The sequence below is a fragment of the Kosakonia oryzae genome (assembly GCF_001658025.2).
Classification (GTDB): Bacteria; Pseudomonadota; Gammaproteobacteria; order Enterobacterales; family Enterobacteriaceae; genus Kosakonia; species Kosakonia oryzae.
Genome location: NZ_CP014007.2, coordinates 4,647,175 through 4,659,626 on the forward strand (window position 1 = coordinate 4,647,175; position 12,452 = coordinate 4,659,626).

The 12,452-nt window shown below is 49.8% G+C and carries 13 protein-coding genes; 1 reads left to right on the forward strand and 12 read right to left on the reverse strand.

All coding sequences use genetic code 11. The annotated features are described in order from the left end of the window. Positions 1-17: 17 nt before the first annotated feature. The 11 genes from AWR26_RS22050 to AWR26_RS22100 all read right to left on the reverse strand — a co-directional run bounded on the left by AWR26_RS22050 (position 18) and on the right by AWR26_RS22100 (position 10,048). On the reverse strand, positions 18-1,085 hold the full coding sequence (locus AWR26_RS22050; RefSeq protein ID WP_064568532.1) for a DUF2955 domain-containing protein: 1,068 nt from the start codon (positions 1,083-1,085) through the stop codon (positions 18-20). Beyond that, entirely contained in the window at positions 1,075-2,142 is a 1,068-nt protein-coding gene (locus AWR26_RS22055) for an HlyD family secretion protein (RefSeq protein WP_064568533.1), read from the reverse strand. Before AWR26_RS22055 ends, AWR26_RS22050 begins: the two co-directional genes overlap by 11 nt. Before the next feature lie 4 nt (positions 2,143-2,146). Then, the gene (locus AWR26_RS22060) at positions 2,147-2,614 is read right to left on the reverse strand and encodes a MarR family transcriptional regulator (RefSeq protein WP_064568534.1); all 468 of its coding nucleotides are present in this window, start codon (positions 2,612-2,614) and stop codon (positions 2,147-2,149) included. Between the two features lie 116 nt (positions 2,615-2,730). Beyond that, the gene (locus AWR26_RS22065) at positions 2,731-3,471 is read right to left on the reverse strand and encodes an HNH endonuclease (protein WP_064568535.1); all 741 of its coding nucleotides are present in this window, start codon (positions 3,469-3,471) and stop codon (positions 2,731-2,733) included. Between the two features lie 3 nt (positions 3,472-3,474). After that, entirely contained in the window at positions 3,475-5,823 is a 2,349-nt protein-coding gene (locus AWR26_RS22070; protein ID WP_064568536.1) for an AAA family ATPase, read from the reverse strand. A gap of 69 nt (positions 5,824-5,892) precedes the next feature. Then, positions 5,893-6,309 carry a FosA family fosfomycin resistance glutathione transferase gene (locus AWR26_RS22075; RefSeq protein WP_064569083.1) on the reverse strand — a complete coding sequence of 139 codons (417 nt, stop codon included), beginning with the start codon at positions 6,307-6,309 and terminating at the stop codon, positions 5,893-5,895. Positions 6,310-6,331: 22 nt separating this feature from the next. Continuing rightward, complete coding sequence (locus tag AWR26_RS22080; RefSeq protein ID WP_407658725.1) at positions 6,332-7,573, reverse strand: type II toxin-antitoxin system HipA family toxin; 1,242 nt, start codon at positions 7,571-7,573, stop codon at positions 6,332-6,334. Continuing rightward, the gene (locus AWR26_RS22085) at positions 7,570-7,887 is read right to left on the reverse strand and encodes a helix-turn-helix domain-containing protein (RefSeq protein ID WP_175518630.1); all 318 of its coding nucleotides are present in this window, start codon (positions 7,885-7,887) and stop codon (positions 7,570-7,572) included. The genes AWR26_RS22080 and AWR26_RS22085 overlap by 4 nt, the downstream gene beginning before the upstream one ends. A 132-nt stretch (positions 7,888-8,019) precedes the next feature. After that, positions 8,020-9,069 (reverse strand): DUF1176 domain-containing protein, encoded by a 1,050-nt coding sequence (locus AWR26_RS22090; RefSeq protein WP_064568538.1) that lies wholly within the window; start codon positions 9,067-9,069, stop codon positions 8,020-8,022. Between the two features lie 115 nt (positions 9,070-9,184). After that, on the reverse strand, positions 9,185-9,793 hold the full coding sequence (locus AWR26_RS22095; protein ID WP_064568539.1) for an ATP-dependent Clp protease proteolytic subunit: 609 nt from the start codon (positions 9,791-9,793) through the stop codon (positions 9,185-9,187). A 90-nt stretch (positions 9,794-9,883) separates the two neighbouring features. Next, complete coding sequence (locus AWR26_RS22100) at positions 9,884-10,048, reverse strand: DUF1127 domain-containing protein (RefSeq protein ID WP_064568540.1); 165 nt, start codon at positions 10,046-10,048, stop codon at positions 9,884-9,886. Between the two features lie 176 nt (positions 10,049-10,224). On the opposite strand from AWR26_RS22100, the gene AWR26_RS22105 reads away from it, so the two are divergent. Next, positions 10,225-11,640 (forward strand): aminotransferase-like domain-containing protein, encoded by a 1,416-nt coding sequence (locus AWR26_RS22105; RefSeq protein WP_064568541.1) that lies wholly within the window; start codon positions 10,225-10,227, stop codon positions 11,638-11,640. An 85-nt stretch (positions 11,641-11,725) separates the two neighbouring features. Here the strand turns inward: AWR26_RS22105 and AWR26_RS22110 are convergent, their stop codons facing one another. Next, positions 11,726-12,418, reverse strand: coding sequence for a FliA/WhiG family RNA polymerase sigma factor (locus AWR26_RS22110; protein ID WP_064568542.1), 693 nt, complete (start codon positions 12,416-12,418; stop codon positions 11,726-11,728). Positions 12,419-12,452 lie beyond the last annotated feature (34 nt).

Here is a 12,452-nt window from a genome sequence, read left to right on the forward strand (position 1 = left end):
TCCGGCAAATCCCGGCCTTACTGCTCCTCAATCACAAACCGGGTTGCTTCGAAACGGTTCAAAATAAGGTGCACCAGCCAGACCATGGTTAAGGTCGCCACCAGCGACACGGTGACGGATACAATGCGGTAGAGATCGCTGAACACCAGGTCCGTATCAGGATGGAGGTTTTGACCAAACATAATGCCAATGGTGGTAACACTGGCGAACCCGACGCCCGCGCCGACTTTTTCCATCACATGCAACCGGGCGCTGAACGCCAGCCCAAGCCCAATCAGCGGCATCATCAGCAGCATATGGCTACTGTGGTTATACAGGATCAGTTGCACCAGCAGAATATAGAGGCAGGAGAGCGCTACGCCCACCACGCGCCACAGCGAACTGAGCACCGAACCGCGATAATGCATCGGGAACAGGATCAAGATGCCCGCCATCAGCGCCGACAGCGAATCCCTTAAATCACTGATCTGAAAAACGACAAAAATGATGGTCGCCACGGTGCCAGAAAGCAGCGATTCATGGCGCACGCGGGCAGCGTTTTTCTCAATCAACGGCGGACGCGTGCGCGGTTCCACATCCGGGATCAGGTAATTCATTAGCGCACTCAGCGCCACCGCCATCACGCTGGCTTCAATATTGGAAAACAGCAGCGTGTGCCAGTCGCTGGTGGGATAACTCATAAAGTTGAGCATCGTGCTCTGGCACACCACGCCCGCTGAACCGAACAGAAACAGCGCGCCTTTGCTCATAAAGCGAAAACGCATCACGTACAGCCCGAAAACCACCAGCGTCATAATCACCGGCCAGCGCGACAGATAGCCGATGATAACTACCATTTCGATGCAATTCAGCACCGCACTAAAGATAAACTGCTTCGCGACATGGCGGTTAAACACCGGCACCAGCGATAACAACATGACCGGATAGACCACGTAAAACACGCCATATTGCGTGTTGTAAAAACTCGACACGCTCAGGGCGATCATCCCGGCGAAGACAATACGCAGCGTCTGGCGAAAATCATTCGGCGTATAGACAATATTGCCGTGGGGCGTAAATACGCGCGCCAGCGTGTTAATAGACATAGTGCAGCAAACTTACCAGACGGATTTGCAGGCCGGAGAAGAAGCGGGCAAAGACCCCTTCACTGTTGTAGAGCTGCACCGTTGCGCGTGCGCCGGTCGGCAACGGCTTCGGCAATGGTTCATCGAGTGCGACGTGGATCCGCATCCGCTGCGCATCGCGCACCCAGCGGTTCGACGTTTCCGGCGCGGAAAGCTCGCCATTCACCGCTTCCTGGCCCGCCAGAATCCCCGCGTCGTTGCTGGTCACATGCGCTTTAAATACGTGCCCTGGCAGGGCATCGAAAACCACAGAGGCATCGGTTCCGGCATGGGTATGACGCAGGCTCTTCTCGCGGAAATCCGCCACGATATCGGTTTTATCATGCACCAGCGCCAGTGAAGCGCTGCCGGCAGCGGCGTAAAAACCGGGGCTTAATTGCAGGTTACTGACGGTACCATCTACTTCCGCGCGGACTTGCGTCCAGCCGAGGTTCAGCTGCGCCTGCTGTAGCGCGTTGCGATATTTTTGCAGCGTTACGTTGCGCGCGTCATCGCGATCGCCGCGCTCAATGGTTAACGCATTGATGCTGGCATTAATGTTATTCACCGATTGCACGCTGGTCTGCCAGGTGGTGCGGGCTTTATCCAGATCGGACTGCGAAACATTGTGCATCGCACCGAGATTCTGGTAGCGCTCAAAGGTAACGCGATCGTTTTGCGCGGTGATCTGCGCGGTCTTCAGGCTGGCCTGCGCGGCAACGATTTGCGCATCCAGTTGCTGGTTGCTGAGGCGCGCCTGTTCCAGCGCAATTTCCGCCGCTTCGACCTGGTTATTAAACGGCGTCGCATCCAGTTCAAACAGCAGATCGCCTTTTTTTACCTGGCTGTTGTTCTGCACGTGAACCTTTGCCACATAGCCGGAAACGCGCGCGGAAACCGGCGTCACTACGCGCATGACGGTGGAGTCCGGCGTCAGCGGGATCCAGATATCGGCAACGATAAAATAGACAAACATCAGCAGGAAAGAGGCAATACTCACCCTTACCCAGCGGGCAAACTTTTGTTCTGGCGTCATCATTTTCTTATTCGGTTTTATTGTCTTCTTCGCGCATCACGCGCAAGTTACAGGCGATTTGATTCAGGGTGTCGCTAAAAGCGAGCATCTGCGCTGGTGGGATATTTTCCGCCGCCCGCTGCTGGCACACTTCAATCACCTGCGTGATCGTCTCCAGCAGACGTTGGCCTTCAGCGGTGAGCGTCAACAGGCGAATGCGTTTGTCGTACGGCGATGTCGTACGCACAATCAGCCCCTGATTTTCCAGCTGCGTCAAGGTGCGCATCAGCGGCGGCAACTCAATGCCGTGCACTTCCGCGAGTTCGCTGACCGAAACGTTGTCCCCCAACTGGCGCAATTGCATCAGTACCGTCCAGCTCGCCTGGGTGATACCGGTATCGCTCAGCGCGTGGTCGATGGTCGCGCGCCACTGCCGCACCACCATCGCCATACGCATTCCCAGCGGCCGGCGGGCAAACAGCTCATCTTCGGTCATAGGAGTTCCCTTAATTCACAGGCAGGGAAAGATAATAGTTATCACGGTAAGTATCAAGAAACGGGAGAGCGAACAGCATGGATTGTGAAAATCACTTCGTGCTCCGCCAGGAAAGATTAGTCTTCCGTTCCGGCATCTCTCATGAGATTTGCTTCTAGTTCAGCGATAAATTGTTGTACGTATGTGCCGCCAAGGCCATTTTCACGAAATAACTTTAACGCATCCATCGATGACTTGAGGCTGTCTTTTCTGCTTAATAGAATATCTGTTTTAGAAATGTCCTGTAGCAGATCTGTATATAATTTCTTTCCTTCGAGAGATATCCCCGTATAAATACTAAAAGCAAAACTGTTGGTAGCATAGCTCACCCAAGCTATATGCTCATCATAATCATGACGATTATAATGAAACGCACCAGCAAGTTCATTTTTGGTTGGATAATCCCCCAATTTATTTATAGTCGGCCACCAGATATTGTCATCTTTCTTTGAATTACAATCGAAACAGGATATTGCAAGATTGTCCATAACGAGAGAGAACCGAGGAAAATGGGCACGTGGTAATATATGTTCCACCGGGCGAGCATAGGCTATATTATAAAGATAACGTTGACAATAACAGCACCGATACTTCTGCTTACTTGCTAAGAACTCCCTAAGTTTCGATATTATTTTCGGTCCTTCGATTTTAGTCACGCCGTTCCCGGCTGGAATATCCACTGCATATAGCTCCGGCCAAACATCGACGTTATTATTAACAGATTTAAGATACAATGCATCCATTAACTTAATTACAGCTTGTTTTTTGTTTTTCCTGTATGGCAATGTCTCGTAAAAAGACTCAAGATGGCTATCCATAACTCATCCCCTTCCATTGCTTATGTTTTTGTAGAGTTCGTCAATAGCACGTTGTGACGTAGAAACTAACGCTATTTCATTTTCAAGATTTTGATATTTGTTTTCATTAAGCATCTTTAAGATATCATCTATTTTTACCTGTGCTTTTATTTTTTCATTTTCAATATAATACAAATCATCAGAGCTTATTACGTCCTCAGACTGGACATGGGAATTGACGATACTCATAAAATCAGAAACAATTTTTGCACATTTTTCATAAATACTGCGATTGTTTCTGGTAACGACATGGAATTTATCGAAGATAGTGGCTTCAACATTTCGCACTGGTGACTGAGGAAGTTTTGACAAGATCCCATCTTCCGCGATAAAAGAGAGATTATTATCGGGCTCAACACTATTAATCAATAAAGGTGAGTGAGTTGCGACGACAAAATGACAAGCAAACTTTTTAGCAATAAGATCAAAAATATAAGGTAGCTTCTGTTGCCAGGCAACATGCATACTAACCTCTGGTTCGTCAATAATCAGCATATCGCCCTTAGTAATAACTGAAATAACTCTTGCAAACATCAAAAGAAGCTGCTGTTCGCCAGAACTTAAGTTATCAAAAGCCAATATCTGCTCATTATCCTTCCGTTTGATAGCAATTATATATTTTTTCTCATCAATATTTTCTGAATATGCAGAACTGAATTTAACAATATCGCTTAGATCGTAAAGATGTTTACTATTCAGAGAAAAAGAAACGGGAACGTAATATAACTCAGCAGTGAAACCAATCTCAGATAAGATTTCTTCGAAAAAGGGCTTAACTGCGCTATTCTTATGAATGGCAATAACACGCTGCGTAATTTCAAGGTTTCTTCTTTGAAAAGAGATCCTTCCCCCACTCTGCTTATCCCCCAGATATTTTGCATGAGGTTTGTTCCTTAGCATATAAAATCTGTCCGAAAGCCCTGAAGAAAGCAGTAAAATATTCCTCCCGCCAGCGCTTAGCAATCGGTTGGCAAGGCGAAAGAGTAAAAGACTTTTACCCACGCCATTATTACCAATAATGTAACATCCTCGTACTTTATCTATGTCAGAAAAGCTTGAGTAAATGAGCTGATCGTCCAATGGAGAAAATAGTGCTTCACTCTCAACAGACTTCGAAACAAATTTATCAACCGAAAATGAAGATGTATCCCTTAACACTTCAACAGGAACTTCGCTAACTAATCCTGGAACATCTTTATAGCCAGAAGGGAAAAATCGATTGATAAAATAATCCATTTTTTTATTATCATCGATATTTAACAAAAAAGGGGACTTGGTTGAATCTTCAATATTTAACAATTGTGCCAAAAAGACAGCCAAAAGATCATCTCGCTGCTGTAAAACTGGGTAGATAAGATCTGTTTTGATAAAAAAAACATTAGCGGATGTATTTTTTCGAGAACCAAAAAGATAAAGATTCTTCAGCCTGCTTTTATATTGCTTAGGCAACTCGATAACTGCGTACAAAAGATCAAATAAGTATAGGGACCTTCGTTCATAGTCCTTTATTTTTCCGCTACCGAGAACCATCGACCAAGAGCGACGCATTGTTGAGTATCTTAACTTATTAGTCACATATTCAAATGCATTACCATCGTGATTGTGTCGATGATTTTCTTTCCTGAAAAAAGGCGCGCGAAAATCTCTTACAAACAGAACATCTGCTTGTTCGGTTTGAATCATATGGACATTATGAAAAAGTGCGCGTAGAACCATATAAAAAGAAATATCCTCATCCGGATCGATAGCTAACTCAGCTACTTTTCCGGTAATAGCAGCCTCTCCGGCAACAAGAGGAATTTCCTGAAATGAAAATCTGGAGCTGGGATTGGTCGCAACAGCAAAATGTCGGATAAAGTCGTCTATTTTTTCGTATTTACCCCGTTTAAAAACAACATCAAAGAGCTCGAATCGATGTTCATCATTTACACAATCCTCTGATAAGTAAAAAAGATCCCTCAATGCCTCCTCTCTGTTAACGGATAGTTCCGGGCGTCTGGTCTTAACTATAAGAGTGGTATACTCATAAACTAGCTCAAATAAAGAATAAAAAGATGAAACGTCAAACCTGTAGTTCATTAAACTCTTTTTGAAAGAAGAGAATCGGATGGAAAGGTCATCGATTATACGCTTTGTGTTCTCCGTTTCCGTTATGGCGGAATAGGATATTCGCTGCAATAAATCCTGAGTAAAAAAAAGGAGTAAGAATGAATTGCATACGTCGTCAAATGAATGCGAATACATCTCCGCAATAGATTTTATTTTTTTTATTAAACTGCTCTTTTTTATATCAAGATCAGTAAATGTATCCATTATTGGGCCTTCCTTGTAGAAGTTCATTAAAAATTAAACGGTCTACGACAAAGCGTTCAGCTTGCCCCTTCAATCAAAAAATACCATTCCCTTGTAGGGTTTCTCGCGGCAGGCCGCCAACCGTTGGGCGAGGTCACCGACGTGCGCTTCGAGTTTGTGTCCGTCCGGATCGAGAAAATACCAGGAGTCGCCTTCGCTTTTATTGGCTTTCCAGTTTACAACGCCAGACTGTTCGAGGCGCGCAACAAAACCGGCGAAATCGCTTTCGCTAATGCTAAAGGCGTAATGGGTGTAATCGCTGCGCTGCGGCGGAACATATTCACGCTGCGCATCCACCGACAAACACAGCCACAGTTCGCCGCAGGTAAGGTAAGCGCCGTTGTCCCAGCGCGCATGCAGTTTCAAGCCGAGCAGCCGATGGTAAAAATCAACGCTGCGGGCCAGATCGCTGACTGCGAGTGTTAAATGGTTGAGCCCCTGCAACATGGTCTGTTTCCCCCGAAAATGTTCAGACATTAAATGCTGGAGCCATTCTTTCCTGCTCAGCACGCGAAATATTCATAGATTCAGCGATCTCACGCCATTTGCGGACGCTGGACGTGACCTCTTCCATCACTTCTTTGGCTTGTGCGAACGTGAGCCGGAAAAAATCAATCACCGACATTGCCAGTTCATAATCCAGTTGATTATCGACATCACTGATATTGAGATGTAACCCCTGCGCATCCGGCACAGGATTGATATCGTAAGCCGGAGAAAGAATCCAGCCACCATTTTGGAAAATAAAGCCATGATTTCGCAGATGATCGTCATTATTCGACACAGCAATATTAAAAACGATGCGTCGCCACAGTTGAGACAAGTCCTCGCGGCTACGCGCACCACGTTCAGTCAGGAACTGCGCCAGTTCAAGGTATGAAGCTTCGTAATCGCCATCGTAATAACCGAGTTGCGTCATGGCGGATGTAAAATGCAGCCGGGTATCAGGCGTGCGATCAAAGCGTTTCGTTAAAAAGGTATGATGCTCACGATCAAAGCGTTCGATGCGACATTCCGCCATTTCGATTCCCGCATTCCGTGCCAGTTGTGAAGTTAAAAACTCCCAGGCCGCAATATCATAGTCATCATAACGACTGGGGAATTTTGCAATCCACAGTTGGTTTTTCTCATCACGTACGCTGGCTTTAGGCCGCGCGCCGCCTAAAGATGAACCTGGCGACATCAACATATTGAGCCATTGCAGGTATTCAGCATCGTCACGATTGTCATTACTTTCGATTTGCTTCGCTGCCCATGCTAACTCTCTCAGCGAGGCCATCGGCGGTGCGGCGAGCCGGTCGTTATCATCGAGGAAGGGACCCGTAAGAGCACGTTTAAAACGTAGAGCTCCCTGACGGTGAAAATCATGCACTCCCAATAAGAAATCAATTTCTCCCAGCAACCTGGGGCGACGCGCTTGCTGGCGGGCGAGAATCGCTTCCCGCCTTTTCATCAATACCCGCCCCCAGCGATCCGGGCATGAATCAAGAAACACTCTAAAGTTTCGCGATACAGCGCTATGTTGTTCCCCGGAATAAAGCTCAAGATCGGGATCGACTTTCTGCACGAAGGGCGAAAGCAGCCACGCATCATCATAGCGAAAACTAAAATGCTCGCTATTACGTATCACTTCCGAACGCAGTGTGCCAACCAGCCCTGGCTCTGCAAAGTCCTGCCAGTCTGCAAAAACAAAAACGTCTGTCGCCATCAATGTGCTTCTCCTTTCTTCCTTAAAAGTTCAATATCCTGCAACTTGCGCCCCAACTCATCATCCTTTGCCACATCAAGAAAATCTTCGACCAGTCCAAGAACAGCAAGCACGGCCACATAGTGCCCAAGCGACACGCCAGGATCGCCCTGTTGGATTTTGCGGATAGTTATGCGGCTTAACCCCGTGCGTTTAGAAAGCATGGTTTGGGTGAGTTTTCTGCGCTTGCAGGCAAGCGTGATGTTTTCACCTAACTGCTGGAGAATCTTTTGGTTACGGGGAAAGACAACCGCACTACGTTTTTCAGCTGATGGCATGGATACTATACTTACCGTAATCATGAATTTTGGTAAGTATAGTATCCAATAAGTTCTCAAGGGAGAATAAATAATGAACACTACACTTACCAAAAAGCATGATTTTGATAAGTGCAGTGTCCATATATCTATTTACTGCGCCTCTTTCACCTCGGTGACGAACTCCGGCAGATCCCAGGTGCCGCCCGCGCGGATATAGCGGCACATGCCGGTGGTGGATTCGCTGCTTTTACGGAAGGTTTCGCCGTCCCACACCCACTCTGCGGAGGCCCAGCAATCACCGATACCGCGACCGCGCTGCCCCAGCGAAATGATGCCGTCGGCATAGTCGGACGCCGAGTTGGTGATAAATTGCGGGTTACCTTTCAAGGCCTTATCCAGCACCCAATAGCCGTAACCTTCGTTGTACGCGCCGCGCCAGCAAAGGGCGGAGATCAGCACATGCTTACGGTCGAGTGGCGTTAGCGTCACGTCATTATCGCCATCAATGGCCGGTTCTTGCGGTGATGCAAGACCTTCGCACTCGTTATTCTCAGGGAGCGCCGCCAGCAGGCGCGGCTTCAGCGCGTTAACTTCCGCTGCGGTCAGCGCGCGGTCTTCGCCGCTTTCTACTTTTGCCGCCTGAATGACCGGCGCGGCCACCGCAGGCGTCACCGTGTTTTCGGCTTTATCGCCTTTTTTACTGAGCGCGCCAGGCGTGCCGACGCGTCCCTGCACATCATCAAATTTCAGCAGCACCGCATACGCGCCGTCGCCGGAGAGCACAAAGGGTTTTGCCGCGCCTTTGAATTCTACTTTTGCGCTGCCTTTCACTGCATCAATCATGCTCTGCGCCTGCGCGTCCGATAAGCGCCAGGTATCATTATCTTCAGTGGCGATTTCGCCCTGTGACTTACCATCGATCCACAGCGAGAGTGCCGCTTGCGGCGCGGTTTCATCCGCATCCATCTCCGCCAGCACCACATCCACGGTAACCGGCGTGCCCGGCCCGGCTTTACGGGTGATCAGTACCGATCCGCTGGCTTCTTCTTCCGCGCTGTAACCCGCTGCGCGGCAGGTGAGCGTGTTGTCGCACACCACTTCCCAGTCTTTATGATCAAACGAGATGCCCGACTGCTCCGCCAGCGCTGGCGTACTCAGCGTCGCTGCCATCACCAGCGCCGCTCTGATACCACTGTTCATGCCATCACTCCGTAATGAGAAATGCCGACAGTGTGCAGAAATTATCGATTGGGGAGAAGTCTATTTTGGCGGGATAAAGCGAAATGAGGCGAGAAACATTTCCCGCCCCAATAGATCAATCGAGGTTAAGGTCGCTGTAGGATTTCACCACGCGGGAAACGATGCCGTAGTCGATCGCCTCTTTGGTGTTCATCCAGTAGTTACGATCGGTATCCTGCTTCACTTTTTCGACCGGCTGACCGGTTGCATTGGCGATCAGCTGGTTAACGCGTTCCAGCGTGCGGATGATCTCTTTGGCTTCAATCTCAATATCGCTCGCCTGACCCCGTACGCCGCCCAGCGGCTGATGGATCATAAAACGGGTGTTCGGCAGCGCGTAGCGGTGCTCTTTTTTCGCCGCAAGGAAGATGGTGATCCCGGCGCTGGCCACCCAGCCGGTGCCGATAATGTGCACTTCCGGGGTGATGAACTTAATCATGTCGTGAATGGTATCGGCCGCTTCGACGTGACCGCCCTGGCTGTTGAGATAGATCTTGATCGGCGCGTCGCTGATGCCCTGCAACAGCAGAAGCTGGGTGACCACTTTCTCGGTCAGCGCCTGGTTGATCTCGCCGGAGATAATGATGGAGCGGGCGTCCAGCAGCTTTTGCTGCATCAGTTGTGAAGCGTTGCCGCCCTTCTCTTCTTTTTTATCGTCTTCATCGTTGCTGTTAATAAAGTGCATCTGCTCTCTCCCCTTCAGGTTATGGAGCTAAGCATAGCCCAACGCCGAAGGGGCGGAAATAACAAGATGTTATCTCCGCATTTTCTATCATTAACCCAGCTCTTCACGACGCAACCCGAGGTCTTTAAGCTGTTCGTCGCTTAAGGCACGCAAAATCTTGCGCGTTTGCCAGCGTAAGCGCAGCGCCTGAAACTTGCGCCAGAGAAAAATAAACCCGCTAAAAGGGCTTTTGTGTCGATTTTCAAAGAATTCCATCGGTGCTCTCCTCGCCTGAACAGAGCCCCATTTTCTCTGTAATCCCGCCCTACAATACAGATTCAGAAAACACTTTTCTTTAACATACAGATCGCTTAAAACAGCATCTGAACGGCATTTTCTCCGCGAATCTGTACTGGTTTTCAAATCTGTATGGCAAAGAAAAGGGATACAGCATGACCCGCTACCAACATCTGGCTACCCTGCTGGCCGGGCGTATTGAACAAGGTTTATATCGCCACGGCGAAAAGTTGCCCTCAGTGCGCAGCCTCAGCCAGGAGCATGGCGTCAGTATCAGTACCGTGCAGCAGGCTTATCAGGTGCTGGAAAATCTGCAGCTAATCACCCCGCAGCCGCGCTCCGGCTATTTTGTCGCGCCAAGCAAAGCGAAGCCGCCCATCCCGGCGATGTCGCGCCCGGTTCAGCGCCCGGTGGATGTCACGCAGTGGGACGAAGTGCTGACGCTGTTAGAAGGGCGTGAAGACAAAACGCTTGCCACCTTCGGCGGCGGCGCACCGGATATCAGCCAACCGACGCTTAAACCACTGTGGCGGGAAATGCAGCGCGTGGTGCAACATCAAATCCAGGACGTGCTGCGTTACGATACGCTGCCTGGCCGCCGCGAATTACGCGAGCAGATCGCCCGCTTGATGCTGGATGGCGGTGCGGCCATCACCGCTGATGAAATTGTGATCGCCAGCGGTTGCCACCCCGCGCTGTCGCTGGCGCTGCTGGCCGTCTGCCAGCCGGGCGATATTATCGCGGTTGAATCGCCTTCTTATTACGGCACCATGCAGTTGCTGCGCGGGCTGGATATTAAAGCCATTGAAATTCCGACCGATGCGGAAACCGGCATCAGCATCGAAGCACTGGAGTTAGCGCTGGAACAGTGGCCGATTAAAGGCGTGATCCTGGTACCTAACTGCAATAACCCGCTCGGTTTTATCATGCCGGAAGCGCGCAAAAAGGCGGTGCTGGCGCTGGCGCAACGTCATGACATTGTGATTTTTGAAGATGATATTTACGGCGAGCTGGCGGCAGTTTATCCGCGCCCTTGCACCATCAAATCGCTGGATATCGATGGCCGCGTGCTGCTGTGCAGCTCCTTTACCAAAACCGTAGCGCCGGGTTTGCGGGTGGGCTGGATTGCGCCAGGACGTTATCTCGACCGGGTGTTGCACAAAAAATATGCCGCTATCGGCACCAACACGCCCGGCCCACAACTGGCGATGGCGGCGTTTATCCGCGATGGCCACTATCACCGCCATGTGCGCCGTATGCGTCAGATTTACCAACAGCATCTGGAAACGTACACCTGCTGGGTGCGCCAGTATTTTCCCTGCGGGATCTGCGTGACGCGCCCGCAGGGCGGCTATCTGCTGTGGATCGAGCTGCCGGAAAGTGTGGATATGGTTTGCGTTTCCCGCATGCTTTGCCGTCTGAAAATCCAGATTGCGCCCGGTTCGCTGTTCTCCGCTTCCGGCAAGTACCGAAACTGCCTGCGGCTGAACTGCGCCTTGCCGCTCACCGATGCAAACCGTGAAGTCATCAAACAGTTAGGAGAAGCGATTCACGCCGCGCTGGAGGAGTAAGGAATTTTGGCAAAAAAAAATGCCCCAAAACGTACGGAGCGAGCTCCGACTGGGGCGTAAAGGTGGATGATAAAAAAGTAATATGTTATTGCGCTAAAAAGCGCTGAATCTTCTGACTTATCGCCTTGTTAAGCTGGCAAACCCGTGCTTCCGTCAGGCCAAGGAGCTGGGCTATCTCTTTCTGGCTCATTTCATGCTGGTAATAGAGCGCAAAGATCTTCTGTTCACGCCCGTCGAGGCTCGCTATCGCGTCGCGCAATGTCCGGCTGAGCACCTCTTCATCTTCCAGCAGGCGGCTATCCAGCGCGGCCGGCGTCGCTTCACCGACAGGCAGCGCATCAAGGCTCTCCACTTCGCTGGCCGTGTCGAGCAGACGATGCTGTTGATACTCTTCTGCGCTTAAGGCAAAGCGCGCATTCAGTTCGCCAAACCCTGGTGTATGGCCCAGCTCGCGCTCCATTTCACGAATAGCATCGTTGAGTTTGTGCGTCTTTTGCCGCAGGCGGCGAGGACGCCAGTCCTGCTGACGTAATTCATCCAGTACTGCGCCACGAATACGCTGTGCGGCATAACCTGAAAAGTGCGTATCCGGATGCCCATAACGGCGCAAAGAGGAAAGCAATCCCATCAGGGCAACTTGCTGCATATCGTCTTTGCCCATTACGCTATTTCGCTGCCAGGCCAACTGTTTGACCACTTTATTCACCAGCGGTAAGTAAGTGCTGATATAGCGCGCTTCATCATGCGGCGTCAGGCTTTCTGAAATTGTCAAACTCATTGTTTATGCTACAAAAATGTTATGTAAGCTTTAT

Bases quoted from the DNA above. Each gene is read 5' to 3' on its own strand.
- AWR26_RS22050 (WP_064568532.1), bottom strand. From the start codon at position 1,085: ATGTCTATTAACACGCTGGCGCGCGTATTTACGCCCCACGGCAATATT.
- AWR26_RS22055 (WP_064568533.1), bottom strand. From the start codon at position 2,142: ATGATGACGCCAGAACAAAAGTTTGCCCGCTGGGTAAGGGTGAGTATT.
- AWR26_RS22060 (WP_064568534.1), bottom strand. From the start codon at position 2,614: ATGACCGAAGATGAGCTGTTTGCCCGCCGGCCGCTGGGAATGCGTATG.
- AWR26_RS22065 (WP_064568535.1), bottom strand. From the start codon at position 3,471: ATGGATAGCCATCTTGAGTCTTTTTACGAGACATTGCCATACAGGAAA.
- AWR26_RS22070 (WP_064568536.1), bottom strand. From the start codon at position 5,823: ATGGATACATTTACTGATCTTGATATAAAAAAGAGCAGTTTAATAAAA.
- AWR26_RS22075 (WP_064569083.1), bottom strand. From the start codon at position 6,309: ATGTTGCAGGGGCTCAACCATTTAACACTCGCAGTCAGCGATCTGGCC.
- AWR26_RS22085 (WP_175518630.1), bottom strand. From the start codon at position 7,887: ATGCCATCAGCTGAAAAACGTAGTGCGGTTGTCTTTCCCCGTAACCAA.
- AWR26_RS22090 (WP_064568538.1), bottom strand. From the start codon at position 9,069: ATGAACAGTGGTATCAGAGCGGCGCTGGTGATGGCAGCGACGCTGAGT.
- AWR26_RS22095 (WP_064568539.1), bottom strand. From the start codon at position 9,793: ATGCACTTTATTAACAGCAACGATGAAGACGATAAAAAAGAAGAGAAG.
- AWR26_RS22100 (WP_064568540.1), bottom strand. From the start codon at position 10,048: ATGGAATTCTTTGAAAATCGACACAAAAGCCCTTTTAGCGGGTTTATT.
- AWR26_RS22105 (WP_064568541.1), top strand. From the start codon at position 10,225: ATGACCCGCTACCAACATCTGGCTACCCTGCTGGCCGGGCGTATTGAA.
- AWR26_RS22110 (WP_064568542.1), bottom strand. From the start codon at position 12,418: ATGAGTTTGACAATTTCAGAAAGCCTGACGCCGCATGATGAAGCGCGC.